Source organism: Pseudomonas sp. SCB32 (assembly GCF_009189165.1).
In the GTDB taxonomy this organism is placed as follows: Bacteria; Pseudomonadota; Gammaproteobacteria; order Pseudomonadales; family Pseudomonadaceae; genus Pseudomonas.
Genome location: NZ_CP045118.1, coordinates 1,118,801 through 1,134,429, shown reverse-complemented (window position 1 = coordinate 1,134,429; position 15,629 = coordinate 1,118,801). Strand labels below are relative to the sequence as shown.

The 15,629-nt window shown below is 66.3% G+C and carries 15 protein-coding genes; 9 read left to right on the top strand and 6 right to left on the bottom strand.

The window, feature by feature from the left end; all coding sequences use genetic code 11:
• The first annotated feature begins 6 nt into the window (after positions 1–6).
• The 6 genes from GA645_RS05295 (at position 7) to GA645_RS28750 (ending at position 4,864) form a co-directional block, all read left to right on the top strand.
• Positions 7–1,017, top strand: a complete 1,011-nt coding sequence (locus tag GA645_RS05295) for an ABC transporter permease subunit (protein WP_152220597.1) — start codon at positions 7–9, stop codon at positions 1,015–1,017.
• 12 nt (positions 1,018–1,029) lie between these two features.
• A complete protein-coding gene (locus GA645_RS05290) occupies positions 1,030–1,941 on the top strand; it encodes an ABC transporter permease subunit (protein WP_152220595.1) in 912 nt (303 codons plus the stop codon).
• A gap of 11 nt (positions 1,942–1,952) precedes the next feature.
• Positions 1,953–2,075 (top strand): hypothetical protein, encoded by a 123-nt coding sequence (locus tag GA645_RS28980; RefSeq protein WP_256676072.1) that lies wholly within the window; start codon positions 1,953–1,955, stop codon positions 2,073–2,075.
• Entirely contained in the window at positions 2,072–3,049 is a 978-nt protein-coding gene (locus tag GA645_RS05285; RefSeq protein WP_152220593.1) for an ABC transporter ATP-binding protein, read from the top strand. Before GA645_RS28980 ends, GA645_RS05285 begins: the two co-directional genes overlap by 4 nt.
• Positions 3,046–4,017: a peptide ABC transporter ATP-binding protein gene (locus GA645_RS05280; RefSeq protein WP_152220591.1), complete on the top strand. Its 972-nt coding sequence runs from the start codon at positions 3,046–3,048 to the stop codon at positions 4,015–4,017. The genes GA645_RS05285 and GA645_RS05280 overlap by 4 nt, the downstream gene beginning before the upstream one ends.
• Before the next feature lie 163 nt (positions 4,018–4,180).
• Positions 4,181–4,864, top strand: coding sequence for a hypothetical protein (locus tag GA645_RS28750; RefSeq protein ID WP_178119488.1), 684 nt, complete (start codon positions 4,181–4,183; stop codon positions 4,862–4,864).
• Between the two features lie 55 nt (positions 4,865–4,919).
• Here GA645_RS28750 and GA645_RS05265 read toward each other — a convergent pair whose 3' ends face one another.
• Positions 4,920–5,546, bottom strand: a complete 627-nt coding sequence (locus GA645_RS05265; protein ID WP_152220587.1) for a LysE family translocator — start codon at positions 5,544–5,546, stop codon at positions 4,920–4,922.
• Positions 5,547–5,681: 135 nt separating this feature from the next.
• On the opposite strand from GA645_RS05265, the gene GA645_RS05260 reads away from it, so the two are divergent.
• Positions 5,682–6,164, top strand: a complete 483-nt coding sequence (locus GA645_RS05260) for an Lrp/AsnC family transcriptional regulator (RefSeq protein WP_152220585.1) — start codon at positions 5,682–5,684, stop codon at positions 6,162–6,164.
• Here GA645_RS05260 and GA645_RS05255 read toward each other — a convergent pair.
• The 3 genes from GA645_RS05255 to GA645_RS05245 are packed head-to-tail and all read right to left on the bottom strand — an operon-like array spanning position 6,157 to position 8,500.
• Positions 6,157–7,074 carry a biotin-dependent carboxyltransferase family protein gene (locus GA645_RS05255; RefSeq protein WP_152220583.1) on the bottom strand — a complete coding sequence of 306 codons (918 nt, stop codon included), beginning with the start codon at positions 7,072–7,074 and terminating at the stop codon, positions 6,157–6,159. The two genes, GA645_RS05260 and GA645_RS05255, sit on opposite strands and share 8 nt — an antisense overlap.
• Positions 7,071–7,748 carry a 5-oxoprolinase subunit PxpB gene (gene pxpB / locus GA645_RS05250; RefSeq protein ID WP_152220581.1) on the bottom strand — a complete coding sequence of 226 codons (678 nt, stop codon included), beginning with the start codon at positions 7,746–7,748 and terminating at the stop codon, positions 7,071–7,073. Before pxpB ends, GA645_RS05255 begins: the two co-directional genes overlap by 4 nt.
• Entirely contained in the window at positions 7,745–8,500 is a 756-nt protein-coding gene (locus GA645_RS05245) for a 5-oxoprolinase subunit PxpA (protein WP_152220580.1), read from the bottom strand. Before GA645_RS05245 ends, pxpB begins: the two co-directional genes overlap by 4 nt.
• A 129-nt stretch (positions 8,501–8,629) precedes the next feature.
• On the opposite strand from GA645_RS05245, the gene lpxO reads away from it, so the two are divergent.
• Positions 8,630–9,529 (top strand): lipid A hydroxylase LpxO, encoded by a 900-nt coding sequence (lpxO, locus tag GA645_RS05240; RefSeq protein WP_152227930.1) that lies wholly within the window; start codon positions 8,630–8,632, stop codon positions 9,527–9,529.
• Between the two features lie 181 nt (positions 9,530–9,710).
• Here the strand turns inward: lpxO and GA645_RS05235 are convergent, their stop codons facing one another.
• Together GA645_RS05235 and GA645_RS05230 are read right to left on the bottom strand one after the other, a co-directional pair.
• Positions 9,711–12,257: a sulfite reductase flavoprotein subunit alpha gene (locus GA645_RS05235; RefSeq protein WP_256676167.1), complete on the bottom strand. Its 2,547-nt coding sequence runs from the start codon at positions 12,255–12,257 to the stop codon at positions 9,711–9,713.
• 179 nt (positions 12,258–12,436) lie between these two features.
• On the bottom strand, positions 12,437–14,743 hold the full coding sequence (locus GA645_RS05230) for a TonB-dependent siderophore receptor (protein ID WP_152220576.1): 2,307 nt from the start codon (positions 14,741–14,743) through the stop codon (positions 12,437–12,439).
• Between the two features lie 202 nt (positions 14,744–14,945).
• Between GA645_RS05230 and GA645_RS05225 the strand changes: the two genes are divergently transcribed.
• Complete coding sequence (locus GA645_RS05225) at positions 14,946–15,626, top strand: Fe2+-dependent dioxygenase (RefSeq protein ID WP_152220574.1); 681 nt, start codon at positions 14,946–14,948, stop codon at positions 15,624–15,626.
• The last annotated feature ends 3 nt before the right edge of the window (positions 15,627–15,629 follow it).

Here is a 15,629-nt window from a genome sequence, read left to right as displayed (position 1 = left end):
ACCACCATGCTGAGTTTCATCGCACGCCGATTCGGTCTGCTGATCCCGACCTTCTTCGGCGTCACCCTCCTGACCTTCGCATTGATCCGCCTGATTCCGGGCGATCCCGTGGAAGTGATGATGGGTGAACGCCGCGTCGACCCGCAGATGCACGCCGAGGCCATGCACCGCCTGGGCCTCGACAAGCCTCTCTACCAGCAGTACCTCGACTACATCGGCAATCTTGCCCAGGGCAACCTGGGCGAATCCCTGACCACCCGCGACAGCGTGTGGAAGGAATTCCTCACCCTCTTCCCCGCCACCCTCGAACTGTCGTTGGCCGCCCTGCTGTTCGCAGGAACCTTCGGCCTGCTCGCCGGGGTGATCGCCGCGCTCAAGCGAGGTTCATTGTTTGACCACGGGGTGATGACGATCTCCCTGGCCGGTTACTCCATGCCAATCTTCTGGTGGGGCCTGATCCTCATCATGCTGTTCTCCGTGAGCCTGGGCTGGACCCCGGTATCCGGGCGCCTCGACCTGCTCTACGACATCGAGCCGAAGACCGGCTTCATGCTCATCGACACCCTGCTCTCCGGCGAGCAAGGCGCCTTCCTCGACGCCGTGCGCCACCTGATCCTGCCGGCCATCGTGCTGGGCACCATCCCGCTGGCAGTAATCGCCCGGATGACCCGCTCCTCGATGCTCGAAGTACTGCGCGAGGACTACGTGCGCACCGCCCGCGCCAAGGGCCTGTCACCGACCCGCGTGGTGTTCGTGCACGCCCTGCGCAACGCCATGATCCCGGTGCTCACCGTGTTCGGCCTGCAGGTCGGCACGCTGCTCGCCGGCGCCGTGCTTACCGAAACCATCTTCTCCTGGCCGGGCATCGGCAAATGGCTGATCGACGCCATCGGCCGCCGCGACTACCCGGTGGTGCAGAACGGCATCCTCCTGGTGGCAACGCTGGTGATCCTGGTCAACTTCATCGTGGACATCCTCTACGGTCTGGCCAACCCACGCATCCGCCACCAACGCTGAGGAGCCCACGCCATGAATACCGCAAGCAAAGCTCCCGCCAGCGATCCGAGCCTGGTCTACCCGTCCCCGCTGAAAGAGTTCTGGCAAGCCTTCTCGCGCAACAAGGGCGCGGTCGGCGGCCTGCTGTTCATGCTGGTCATCGTGTTCAGCGCGGTGTTCGCGCCCTGGGTCGCGCCCCATGACCCGAGCGAGCAGTTCCGCGACTTCCTGCTCACCCCGCCGGTGTGGCTGGCAGGCGGCCACGCGCAGTTCCTGCTTGGTACCGACGAGCTGGGCCGCGACCTGCTGTCGCGCCTGATGCACGGCGCGCGGCTGTCGCTGATGATCGGCCTGACCTCGGTGCTGATCTCGATGATCCCCGGCATCATCCTCGGCCTGCTCGCCGGCTTCTCGCCCAACCGCCTGGGCCCGGTGATCATGCGCCTGATGGACATCATGCTGGCCCTGCCCTCGCTGCTGCTGGCGGTGGCCATCGTCGCCGTACTCGGCCCAGGCCTGCTCAACACGGTGATCGCCATCGCCGTCGTCTCGCTGCCGGCCTATGTGCGCCTGACCCGTGCCGCCGTGATGGGCGAACTGAACCGCGACTACGTCACCGCCTCGCGCCTGGCCGGCGCCGGTACCCTGCGCCTGATGTTCGTCACCGTGCTACCCAACTGCATGGCGCCGCTGATCGTGCAGGCCACCCTGAGCTTCTCCTCGGCCATCCTCGACGCCGCCGCCCTGGGCTTCCTCGGCCTTGGCGTGCAACCGCCGACTCCCGAGTGGGGCACCATGCTGGCCTCCGCGCGCGACTACATCGAGCGCGCCTGGTGGGTCGTCTCGCTGCCCGGCCTGACCATCCTGCTCAGCGTGCTGGCAATCAACCTGATGGGCGACGGCCTGCGCGACGCGCTGGACCCGAAGCTGAAGAACGCGGCGTGAGGAGCATCCCGATGAATACCCTGATGCTCTTCGTAGGAGCGAGCTTGCTCGCGAACCTGCAACCCCCTGCGTTCCCCGTTCGCGAGCAAGCTCGCTCCTACAAGAACAAGAGCCTGATGGAGACCGCCGTATGAGCCTCCTCGACCTGCGCAATCTCTCGGTCCGCTTCGGCGACCGCAACGCCGTTCCGGTGGTGGACGGCCTCGACCTCTCGGTGGACAAGGGCGAAGTCCTGGCCATCGTCGGCGAATCCGGCTCCGGCAAATCGGTGACCATGATGGCGCTGATGGGCCTGATCGACGCCCCCGGCATCATCACCGCCGACACCATGCAATTCGACGGCACCGACATGCTGCGCCTCAAGGGCCGTGAGCGGCGGCGCATCGTCGGCAAGGACATCGCCATGGTCTTCCAGGACCCGATGACCGCGCTCAACCCCAGCTTCACCGTCGGCTACCAGATCGAGGAAGTGCTCAACCTGCACCTCGGCCTGCGCGGCAAAGCCGCCCGCCAGCGCGCCCTGGAACTGCTCGAACGGGTTGAAATCCCCGGCGCCGCCCAGCGCCTGGACGCCTACCCGCACCAGCTCTCCGGCGGCATGAGCCAGCGCGTCGCCATCGCCATGGCCATTGCCGGCGAACCCAAGTTGCTGATCGCCGACGAACCCACCACCGCACTGGACGTCACCATCCAGGCGCAGATCATGGAGCTGCTGCTGAACCTCCAGCGTGACCAGGGCATGGCGCTGATCCTGATCACCCACGACCTCGCCGTGGTCGCCGAGACCGCCCAGCGTGTCTGCGTGATGTATGCGGGCCAGGCCGTGGAGATCGGCCAGGTGCCGGCGCTGTTCGACCTGCCTACCCACCCCTATACCGAAGCGCTGCTCAAGGCGATTCCCGAGCACAGCGCCGGCGAGGAACGCCTGGCCACCCTGCCCGGCATCGTCCCCGGCAAGTACGACCGGCCGCAGGGCTGCCTGCTGTCGCCGCGCTGCCCCTATGCCCAGGACAACTGCCGCAGCGTGCGCCCGGCGCTGGAACCCCATGCGCGTGGCGCGGTGCGCTGCTTCTACCCGCTCAACCTGAACGCCGAGGTGGCCCGATGAACACCGTCCTGACCGCCCGCGACCTCACCCGTCACTACGAAATCGCCCAGGGCCTGTTCAAGCCGCACGCCCTGGTCCGCGCACTCAACGGCGTGTCCTTCGACCTGCAGGCCGGCAAGACCCTCGCCGTGGTCGGCGAATCCGGTTGCGGCAAGTCCACCCTGGCGCGCGCCCTAACCCTGATCGAGGAACCCACCTCCGGCTCCTTGCAGATTGCCGGTCACGAAGTGAAGGGCGCCAACCACGAGACGCGCAAACAACTGCGCCGCGACGTGCAGATGGTGTTCCAGAACCCCTACGCCTCGCTCAACCCGCGACAGAAGATCGGCGACCAGCTGGCCGAGCCGCTGGTCATCAACACCAGCCTGTCCCGCGCCGAACGCCGCGAGCGCGTGCAGGCGATGATGAAACAGGTCGGCCTGCGCCCCGAGCACTACCAGCGCTACCCGCACATGTTCTCCGGCGGCCAGCGCCAGCGCATCGCCCTGGCCCGCGCCATGATGCTGCGGCCCAAGGTGCTGGTGGCGGACGAGCCGACCTCGGCGCTGGACGTATCGATCCAGGCCCAGGTGCTCAACCTGTTCATGGATCTGCAGCAGGAGTTCGGCACCGCTTACGTGTTCATCTCCCACAACCTCGCCGTGGTCCGCCACGTGGCCGACGATGTGCTGGTGATGTACCTCGGTCGCCCGGCGGAGATGGGGCCAGCGGACAAGCTCTACGAACGCCCGCTGCACCCCTACACCCAGGCGCTGCTCTCGGCGACCCCGGCCATCCACCCCGATCCGGACAAGCCCAAGATCAAGATCCAGGGCGAACTCCCCAACCCGCTCAACCCGCCCACTGGCTGCGCCTTCCACAAGCGCTGCCCGTATGCGACCGAGCGTTGCAGGACCGAGGTGCCGGAACTGCGCCTGCTCGATGAGCGCCAGGTGGCCTGCCACCACGCGGAGCAGTTTCTGAACTGAAACACGGTGGGCCGGTCTTAGGCCGGCCCACCCCTCCGGATTCAGCTGCGTCCTTCGACGCATCAGGATCAGGCCTACCGCCTGGCCTGAACTTCCCCGCTAGGGTGGCGTCCCGCCACCGCCCCGCACCGCAGTGGCCGTTATCCAGAGGGCCACGCCATTCATGCTGCTGTTCTTCCTCCTGCTCATTCTCGTCGCCGCGATCATCGCCAACGTCCAGATCCACAAGTGGAAACGCCAGCGGCGATCGGATGTTCGCGCGGCCGTGAGCTCGCGAAAAAAAGCGACGCCGAGGAAGAAGGCCCAGCAGGAGATCGATCTCGACGAGATCGACTGGGACGGCCTGGCCCCCGAAGAACCGGAGTTCACTGCGCCGCCTGCGCCTGTAGTGCCCCCCAAACCCGCCCCTGCGCCTGCGACTGCACCGTCGCCCAAACCCGCCCCTGCGAAAACGCCCGCCGCACCTCCCGAGACCAGACCGAAAGCGGAGCCCAAGGACGAGTTCTACCCGCTGGAGCGCGCACTGCCACAGGGGCAGCTGTCCGCCGCACAGCGCCACGAGGCCATGGCGCAACTGCTCAAGGCCAGCCTGTACCTACCCGCCCCGGAGCCCGGCGAAGAGCATGTCGTGCTGGACATCGACGATGGCGGCTACGTGCCCGTCGCCACCCATCCGGCAGCCGCTGCCATTGCACTGGGCCATCTCGCCGAAGACCTGCTGCAGTGTAAGGGCGACCAGTTGTTGCGCGAGCTGCGCGGCACTGGGCTGGGCCTGCTGGTGGTGGCGCGCAATCCACAGAAGCCCTCGGTGGCGAGGTTGTGGAAAATCGAGCCGGAAGACCTCTGACATCCGAGCCTTTGTAGGAGCGGGCCATGCCGCGATTCGCGCGCATGGCGCGTTCCTACAGGTCGCGGATCAGTGCCAGGCGCACACCGAAGCCCAAAAGAATTCCGCCAAAGCCCCACTGCTGCACCCGCTGCATCAACCGATGCCGCGCCAGCCAGCGGCCCATGCGCTCGCCGCTGACCGCATAGAAGCTGTCGAAACCCAGCCCAACCACCACCAGCACGCCGCCCAGCAACGCGAACTGCATGGCCAGCGGCCCGTTCTGCGGCTGGATGAACTGCGGCAGCAGCACCGAACAGAACAACAGCGCCTTGGGGTTCAGCAGATTGGTCAGCACGCCACGGCGAAAGGCTCGCCCATAACTTGCCGGGGATTTAGTGCATTCGCCGCTCTGCACAGCGAGGCCGACAGGCGCCCGCAGCAATTGCAGCCCGATCCACGCCAGGTACACACCGCCGACGACACGCACCGCATCGAAGGTCCAGGGCGCCGTGCGAAACAACAGCGCCAGCCCGGTCGCCGCCAGCGCCACATGGCAGCCCCGCGCCAGGGCCAGGCCGACGGCGGTCGCCAGCGCGGCGCGACTACCGTCGCGGGCGCCGGTGTGCAGCAGGAGAATCATGTCCGGCCCCGGCAGCAGGTAAACCATCGCCAGGGCCAGCAGGAACACACCGATATCCATAGATCCGCTCCAGAGAATGGGATAGCGGATAAGGATTCTATGCCCGAAGGCCAAGGCAGGTGCTTGCGTATTCGACCATGATCGGCAGACTGATTGGCACACTCTGCCAATCGTGACCCGCAAGAGAATCCAATCGTGCCAAATCCAAAACTGGACGCCTACGACCACCGCATCCTCGCCGCCCTGCAGCGCGACGGCCGCCTGACCAACGTGCAGCTCGCCGAGGAAATCGGCCTCTCGCCCTCCCCCTGCCTGCGCCGCGTGCGCCTGCTGGAAGAGGCCGGGATGATCCGCGGCTACCACGCCGAGCTGGGCCGTGACGAAGTGGGCCTGGGCCTGACGGTATTTGTCGGAGTGAAGGTCGAGCGTCACAGCGACAGCAGCGCGTCCGCCTTCCGCCAGGCGGTGATCGACCTGCCGGAAGTCATCTCGGTGCACCTGGTCAGCGGCGAATCGGACTTTCTCCTGCAAGTGGTGCTGCCCGACCTGCGCGCCTATGAGCAATTCCTCACCGGCACCCTGCTCAAGCTGCCAGGCGTCAGCGACATCCGCAGCAACTTCGCCATCCAGACGGTGAAGGAGTCGGCGCCGCTGCCGCTGCGGCACCTGCCTAAGTAGCGAAGAAGCGCAGGAACGCGCGCAGGTGCGCCTGCGCCTGTTCCACATTCGCCTGCGCAAAGTGCACTTCGCTGTGTGCCGGGCATTGCGCCAGGCGGCCGATGTCCAGCGGGTGCAACACGCCCAGCAGCGGGTAGCCGCCCATGCTTTGCCGGTCGGCCAGCAGGAGGATCGGCTGGCCATCTGGCGGCACCTGGATGGCGCCTTCCACTATCCCCAACGACCATTGCCGGCGCGGCGCGCTCAGTGCCTCGCCGCGCAGGCGCACGCCCATGCGGTCGGACTGTGGGCTGATCTGCCAGGCCTGGTCGAAGAACGCCTGTCGCTGTTCGTGGGGGAACGCATCCGGGCCGGGGAGCACGCGCAGCACCGGAGATTCGCGATAATCCGGCCGATAGGGCCAGGGCACGCTGGCGCCCGAAGTGAAGCGATCGCTCTCGTCGACACATTCCAGCAGGTCGCCCACGACGAGCGGCTGGCCATTCCCGGTGAGACCGCCCAGTTTTTCCCGCGTCTGGGTGGCGACGCTGCCCAATACCGGCTCGGCATGGAAGCCTCCCGCCGCGCCGAGGTAGATACGTTGCCCGGCGCGGGCGAAGCCCAGCTTCAGGCGCTGCCCTGCCCGCACGCGGAAGCGCGACCAGGCAAGCAGCGGCTCGTCGTCCAGCGTCGCGGGCAGCTCGGCGCCGGTCAACGCCAGCCAGCTGTCAGTCTGTGCTTCCAGCTCCACGCCGCCCAGTGCGATTTCCAGCAGCGGAGCGCCCTGGGCATTGCCGAGCAACCGATTGGCCCAGGCCGCCGCGTGTCTATCCACGGGGCCGCCAGGCGATACGCCCAGTCGCTGCCAACCCTGCCGGCCGCCGTCCTGCAGCAGGCACAACGGGCCGCAGGCAATGACCTTGAGGCTCACGATTCGCCACCGGCGGCGCGGTAGGCCGCCTCGCCGATGGGTACGAAACGCACGCGGTCGCCGACCGCCAATGGGCAAGGCGGTTGTCGATGCGGATCGAACAATCGCTGCGCGGTGCGGCCGAGCAGGTGCCAGCCGCCGGGCGACGCCTGTGGATAAACCGCCGTCTGCCGCTCGGCGATGGCCAGGCTGCCGGCGGCTACCCTGGTGCGCGGCGTGGCCCGGCGCGGCAAGGCGAGGCGCTCGTCCAGCTCGCCCAGGTAGGCGAAACCGGGGGCGAAGCCGATGGCGCCGACGCGGTAATCGCGGCCGGCGTGCAGCTCGATCACCTGTGCAGGCCTGAGCCCGCACTGCCGCGCGACGTCGCCGAGGTCTTCACCGGCGTACCACACGGCGATTTCGTGCAGGCGCCCGGCACTGTCGTCGAGGAAATCATCGGGCCACTCCGCCAGCGCGGCCTGGACGCGACTTTGCAGTTGCCTCAGGTCGATACGAAGCAGGTCGTAGTGCAACAACAGCGTGGTCCAGCCAGGCACGCAATCCGTCAGCGCCATGCCCAGCTCGACGCGCAGGCGCTCGGCCAGGCGGGCGATGCGCAAGGGCAACGTTCCGTCTGGCTGTTCGGCCAGGGTGATCAGCAGCGCCTGGGCACCGAAGGCTTCGACACGGATCATGCCTGGTCCAGCAGGCCACGCAGACGCCGCAGCACCGCCAGGGACTCGGGGTTGTCGCCATGCACGCAGAGACTGTCGGCGCGCAGGCGCAGCGGGTTGCCGTCGATGTCCGGGAAGGGCTCGCCACGGGCGATGGCCAGGGCCTGGTCGAGGATGCGCTGGGGTTCGTGGTGCACCGCATTGGGCAGGCGGCGCGGCGCGAGTTGACCGTCGGGCAGGTAGGCGCGGTCGGCAAAGGCTTCGAACATCAGCGGCACATCGGCGGCATCGGCCAGTTGCAGCTCGCGGCTGTTGTCGGCCAACGCCAGCACCATCAGCGGCAGGCTCTTGCGGTAGGCGGCGCAGGCGTCGAGCACGGCGCAGAGCAACGCGTCGTCGCGCACCAGGTCGTTGTACAGCGCGCCGTGGGGCTTCACATAGTCGACGCGGGTACCGGCGGCGCGGCAGAAGGCGTCCAGCGCGCCAAGCTGATAGAGCACCAGCGCCTGCACCTCCTCGGGCGAGCAGCTCATGTGGCGGCGGCCGAAACCCGCGAGGTCCGGGTAGGCAGGGTGCGCACCAATGCTGACGCCGTGCTCCACCGCCAGGCGCACGGTGCGCTGCATGGTCAGCGGATCGCCAGCGTGATAGCCGCAGGCGAGGTTCGCCTGGTCGATCAACGGCATGGCATGGGTGTCGTCACCCATTCGCCAGGCACCGAAGCTTTCGCCCATGTCGCAGTTGAGCAGGATCCGCGTCGTGCGCTCGGTCATCGGTCTCACCATCCTTCGAAAGTTCCTACAGGTTAAAGCACGCGCTGGCCTTTGGCCTTCGGAGAATACTCAGTCACGTTCAGGAGGAGTACTATCCCCCACCTAGACCCGCGGAAACCTCCCTGAATGATCAAAGCCGCCATTCTGGCCGCCTTCGGCCTGAGCATCATCTATGTCCATCTGCGTGGACGGGTGCGCCACAAATTCTCTCGCCAGTTGACCGACCACTCCAGCTTCCTGGCACCGATCAACTGCATCATGTACCTGTTCTCCAGGGTACCGAGCCGCCCGTACCTGGCGACCGACGAATTCCCCGAGATGCGCCTGCTGACCGAGAACTGGGAAACCATCCGCAGCGAAGCCCTGCACCTGCGCGATGCCGGCAGCATCAAGCGCTCCGACCAGCTCAACGACGTGGGCTTCAACTCCTTCTTCAAGACCGGCTGGAAACGCTTCTACCTGAAGTGGTACGACGACAGCCATCCGTCCGCCGACGCGCTGTGCCCGAAGACTACCGAGCTGCTGCGGCAGATCCCCTCGGTCAAGGCGGCGATGTTCGCCGAGCTGCCGCCGGGCTCGCGCCTGGTCCGCCACCGCGACCCCTATGCCGGTTCGCTGCGCTACCACCTGGGACTGATGACACCGAACGATCCGGGCTGTTTCATCGAGGTGGACGGCGAGCGCTACCACTGGCGCGATGGAGAGGCGGTGGTGTTCGACGAGACCTACATCCATTACGCCGAGAACACCACGGACCATGACCGGGTGATTCTCTTCTGCGACATCGAGCGCCCGCTGAAATACCGCTGGGCCACGGCGTTCAACCGCTGGTTCAGCCGCAGCGTGATGGCGGCGGCGGCTTCGCCCAACGATGCGGGCGACAAGACCGGCGGCATCAACCGCGCCTTCGCCTCGCTGTACAAGATCCGCTTGCAGGGCAAGGCGCTGAAGAAGCGCAACCGCAAGCTGTACTACCTGCAGAAGTGGGGCTTCCTCGCGGCAGTGCTGGCTGTGTTCATCTGGATCTGAGTGACGCCCCCGACATCAAGGCCTCCGCATTCGCGGGGGCCTTTTTGTTTGTGCGCCGCAACAGCATCGCGGGCATGGCCCGCTCCTACGGGAGCAGGGGCGTAGGGCATGAGGACAGTCGCTCCTGCAGTAGAAATCGGTTCTTCCTGTAGGAGCGGGCCATGCCAGCGAGAGCCGCGCGTCAGTACACGTCGCGCCGGTAGCGCCCGTTCTCCAGCAACGCCTCGACCCCGGCATCACCGAGCAGCTCGCGCAGCGTGCGGTCGACGCCCTCGGCCATGCCCTGCAGGCTGCCACAGACATGGATCACCGCGCCCTCGTCCAGCCACTGCGCCAGCGTCCCGGCCTCGGCGCGCAGGCGGTCCTGCACGTAGATCTTCTCGGCCTGGTCGCGGGAGAACGCCAGGTCCAGGCGCTGCAACTCACCACGCGAAAGCATGCCTTCCAGTTCCTCGCGGCAGTAGAAGTCATGGGCGATGCTGCGCTCGCCGAACAGCAGCCAGTTGCGGCGGCAGCCCTCGGCAATGCTGGCGCGCAGCAGGCTGCGCAGGCCGGCGAGGCCCGTGCCGTTGCCGATCAGGATCAGCGGGCGGTCGTCTTCGCTGAGATGGAAGGCGCGGTTGCGGCGCAGGCGCAGCAGGAGGCTGTCGCCCTCCGGCAGATACTGGGTCAGCCAGCCGGAGCAGATGCCCAGCGATCCATCGGCGTGCTGCTCCTGGCGCACCATCAGTTCCAGCGCACCGTCGCTGCGCAGCGAGGCAATGGAGTACTGGCGCACCGACAGCTTGATCAGCGCGTCGTAGACCGCCTGGCCATGCTGGCCGACCAAGTGCTCGAGATTGCCCGGCAGCAGGCAGCCGGCCAGGGCATCCCTCAGCGTCGTGGCGACGCCATCGACCTGGATACGGGAATCACCGTCCAGCCCCAGGCGGTTAAGCCAGGCGTTGACCAGGAACAGCGGCTGGCGGGGCACGATTTCCACCAGGTCGCCGGCGCTCCACTCGATCTGCGAATCGCTCGGTGCAGCCAGGCACAGCAACCAGGTGGACTCGCCCTGGCTGCCCGGATTGAGGTGCAAACGACCGGCCAGCGTCCAGACCTCGAAGGCCGGTGCGCTGAACGCGGCCTGCGGCGCGGCGCCGGAAAGCCCGGCCAGACGCTGTTGCCAGTCGTGGAGCGCGGCCGCATCGCCATTGTCCACCTCGACACCCTCGAACAACGCCCGAGCGCCCTGCCCCTGCAGCCAGCCCTGCAAGCGGTGGGCGAAACCACAGAAGTGGTCGTACTGGCGATCACCCAGGGCGAGAACGGCAAAGCGCAGGTCGGCCAGCCCGAGGCGCTGGCCAAGCAGTTGGCGCTCGAAGACACGGGCGTTGTCCGGGGCCTCGCCATCACCAAAGGTGCTGACCACGAACAGCGCGTTGCGGGTCTGCTCCAGCTGGGCACGGTCCAGTTTCGCCAGCGGCTCCACACGTACCGGCAGGCCGGCGGCCTGCAATTGCCCGGCGCTCTGCCAGGCCAGTTGCTCGGCAAAACCGCTCTGGCTGGCATAGCCCACCAGCCAGGCATCGGCGCCCGGATCGTTGCTCAGTTCCCCGCGCGCCGCCTGGGCCGCGCGCTTCTTGCGACGGCGGTCGAGGTAGAGCATCCAGCCGGTGACGAAGAACAGCGGCATCGACAGGCTCGCCAGCATCATCAGGATGCGCCCCGGCAGGCCGAAATAGCTGCCCACGTGCAGGGCGTAGACGCTGGTCAGCAGTTGCTTGCCGAACGAACTGTCGTCGTAGCGCTTGTGGGCCAGCAGCTTGCCGCTGGCCGGGTCGATGCTCATCTCGTTGAAAGCGCGCTCGTGGTCGGCATCACCCTCGAGGTAGAAGACGGTGGCCGGTTGGCCTTGCACTGGCGGCAGGCGCAGGTTGTAGGTGGTCATCGCGGCGCCGCCGGTCTGCTCGATGGTCGCCCAGACGGCGCTGGCGTCGACCACGGGCGGCGGGCCTTCCGGCGCCGGCCCGCGTTTGCCGCCACCGCGTTGGCCGCCCTTCTGCTGGCCGGCAGGGGCGTCGTCGAGCAGCTTGAACAAGCCAGCTCGATACCAGTCGTAGGACCAGAACAGGCCGGTCAATGTCGCCAGCAGGTAGAACGCCAGGCACCAGGTGCCGGCGACGGCATGCAGGTCCCAGTTGAACGTCCGGCCCTTCTTGGCCCAGTCGAAGGTCAGCCAGGCGCGCCAGCTCAGGGCCTTGCGCGGCCAGCGCAGGTACAGGCCGGACAGGCACAGGTAGAGCAGGATCAGGGTACAGGCGGCGGTGACCTGCTTGCCCGCCTCGCCTGCGGCGAGGAAGCGGTGCAGCTGCATGACGAAGTTGAAGAAGCCTTCCCCCCTGGGCGCCGGCAGGAAGTCAGCGGTGTAGGGATCGACGTAGCGCGACTCGCCACGGCGCTGGCCCGGCTGGGGCGTATAGAACAGACGGCCGGCCTGGTCGCCGTCGATGTTCACCCAGACGAAGGCAACCTTCTTGCCCGGCTCTGCGCTCTCCACCTGGCGGATCAGCTCGTCCATCGGCAGCGTGCCCTCGGCGCGCTTTTCCACGGTGAGGCTGGCAGGGTTCACGGTGCGCAGGATTTCATCCTGGAATGACAGCATCGCCCCGGTCATGCCCATCAGCGCCAGCACGAGCCCCGCGCTGATACCGAACAGCCAATGCAACTGGAACCAGACTTTCTTCAACACCGTGGCCTCACGTCCTGCCGACTCTGCGCGGAGCGGGATTTTATTGAGAACAGCTCGCAAATGCAGCCGATTTGACAATCTTTACCCAGGCCTTACGCCGGGCCAGCCTGGCGCTCCGACAAAGAAAAGCCCCGGCCGAGGAGCATCGGCCGGGGTGGGTCGCCTGCAGGCGATCCTTAGAAGTGGAAGTTGGTGGACAGCAGCACGGTGCGGCCAGCCGCCTCCGACGCGTAGTGCGCGGCATAAGCCTTGTCGAAGTACTTCTTGTCGAAGACGTTCTGCACGTTGAGCTGGAAGTCGACGTTCTTGCTCAGCTTGTAGCTGGCCATCGCGTCGTAGCGCCAGTAGTCCGGGACGTACATGGTGTTGGCCACATCGCCGTAGACCTTGTCGACGTAGAAGGTGCCGCCGCCGATGGTGGCCTTGGGCAGGATGTCGTAGGTGGTCCAGAGGGTGAAGCTGTTCTCCGGCGTGTTGGGCATCTGGTTGCCGTCGTTGGACGGGGCGTTGGCGGTGATGTTGCCGCTACGGCCGGCCTTGCCCGCCTTGACCAGCTCGCTGTCGAGGTAGCTGTAGCCGGCGAAGACCTTCCACTTGTCGGTCAGTTTGCCGCTGGCGGAGAGCTCCAGGCCGTCGACGCGGGACTTGCCGGCGTTGTCGTAGGTCTGCGGCGCGACGAGCACGCGGGCGTTGTCCTTCTCAGTGCGGAAGACCGCCGCGGTCAGTTCCAGGCGCTCGTCCAGGAAGTTCCACTTGGTCCCCACCTCGTAGTTGGTGGTTTCTTCCGGTTCAAGGCTGTTCTTCACCGCGAAGGCGTCCACCGCGTTGGAGGTGTCGCCGTTGTCCAGCATGCTGCCCGGCGGCGTCGCCGAGGTAGCGTAGGACGCGTAGATGCTGCCGTTGTGCGCCGGCTTATAAACCACGCCACCCTGCCAGTTCCAGAAGGTGGAGTTGTCCTCGAACTTGGTGGTCGGGGTGACGGCGTGGTTCTTCGCGGTGGTCTGGAAGGCGTCGAAACGCGCGCCGAGGTTGACCTGCCACTGCTCGTTCAGGTCGATGGTGTCGAAGCCGTAGATGGCCTGGGTGGTACCGACGGTGTTCAGCGGCTTGTAGTTGCGGGTGATGCTGCCGCTCCACGGATCGTTCGGCGTCGGGTTTTCCAGGCTGGTGCAGTTATAGCCGCTCGGCGCGCCGATGATCGACGGGTTGCACTTGTTGGCGCCGGCGCTGGAACCGGTGTTGGTGTTGACCGTGTAGCTGTCGCGCTTGCTGTCTTCGCGGGTGAATTCCACGCCCGTGGTGAAGCTGTTCTTGAACCCGCCCAGGTAGAACTCGCCGAACAGATCGGTCTGGTTGGTCGCGGTGGTGGTGGTGCTGATGCGGTTGTTGTTGCGCCGCCAGACCGTGCCGTTGTTGATGTTGCCCTGACTGTCGTCGGGCTGGGTCCAGATGTAGTCGGTGTGGCTGGTGCCATAGCGCGTGGTGTTGCGCAGGCTCAGGTTGTCGTTGAAGTCGTGGTCGAAGGTGATGGTGCTGGTGTCCACGCGGCTCTTCTGGAAGTCGCGGTCCTCCAGGCCGTAGTAGTTGCTACGGTCGACGTTCACCGGCTTGTCCGGGTTGTGCTTGCTGCGGTCAGCGCTCTTGGCGTAGGGAATGCCCGAGTCCGGGGTATCGTCGCTTTCCAGGTGATAGTGGCTGACGGTAAGACGGGTCGGACCGTTGAGGCCGAAGGTCAGCGACGGTGCGATACCCCAGCGGCTGTAGTCGACGTTGTCGCGACCGGCGACGTTCTGGTCGTGGGTCATCAGGTTCAGGCGGAAGGCGGCGTTGCCGTCGAGGAACTCCTGGTTGGTGTCCAGGGTGTAGCGGCGGGTCTGGTCAGAGCCGTAGGTGAAGCCGCCGTCGGTGAAGTTACCGGCCTTGGCCTGCTTGCTGATCAGGTTCAGGCTGCCACCGGCCGAGCCGCGGCCGCCGAAGGCCGAGTTCGGGCCCTTGCTGACTTCGATCTGCTCCAGGTTGAAGACTTCGCGGGATTGCGCACCGGTGTCACGCACGCCATCGACATAGGTGTCGCTCTGCGCGTCGAAGCCACGGATGAACGGACGGTCGCCCGTCGGGTTGCCGCCCTCGCCGGCGCCGAAGGTAATGCCCGGCACGGTACGCAGGGCATCCTGCAGGGTCAGCGCGCCGGTGTCCTTGATCACCTGCTGCGGCACTACGGTCACCGAACGCGGCGTATCCAGCAGCGGCGCGGTGTACTTTTTCGACGCGGACTTCTCGACGCTGTAGGTCGTCGGGTCCTGCTGCTGGGTGCCGACGACGGTATCGGCGTCCAGGGACAGCACGTCCTGGGTCGGTTTCTTTTCCGAAGACTCGGCGGCATAGGCCAGGTGGCTGCCGGACATGGCGGTGATGGCGACACCGACGGCGGATGCCAGAAGGCGCGGCGTATTGCCGGCGAGATCGGACGATTGGCGCAACATTGCAAATCCCTCCCCAGGGGCTCATGAAGGCCGCGCAATCTATTGCAATTAAGAATTCATATCAATTACTAGGCATTATCATACGCATCTGATTTACAAGATTTACACTTTGTGACTGGCCGATGACAAAGCGCGACGGTTGTAGGCCTCCGTTGCAAATCATTATCATTGGCACCTCTTCAGGCACCGACGGAACCGCCCAATGCTGCTGCACATTCCCGGCATCTTTACCCGCGAGGAAGTCGCGCGCATCCGCGCGGCCCTGGAACAGGCCGAATGGGGTGACGGCAAGGCCACCGCCGGTTACCAGTCGGCCCGTGCCAAACACAACCTGCAACTGCCCCAGGACCACCCGCTGGCCCGCGAGATCGGCGAAGCCATGCTGCAGCGCCTGTGGAGCAATCCGCTGTTCCAGTCTGCGGCGCTGCCGCACAAGGTCTTTCCACCACTGTTCAACTGCTACACCGGCGGCGGCTCCTTCGACTTCCATATCGACAACGCCGTACGCGATATCCAGGGTGGCCGCGAGCGCGTGCGTACCGACGTCTCCTCGACCCTGTTCTTCAGCGACCCCGAGGACTACGACGGCGGTGAACTGGTGATCCAGGACACCTATGGCACCCAGCAGGTCAAGCTGCCGGCCGGCGACCTGATGCTCTACCCCGCCACCAGCCTGCACAAGGTCAACCCGGTGACCCGTGGCGCGCGCATCGCCTCCTTCTTCTGGACTCAGAGCCTGGTGCGCGAGGACAGCCAGCGGGCCCTGCTGTTCCAGATGGACCAGTCGATCCAGGCCCTGACCCGCGATGTGCCCGAGCATCCCGCACTGGTCGAGCTGACCGGCACCTACCACAACCTGCTGCGCCGCTGGGTGGATGTCTGACCG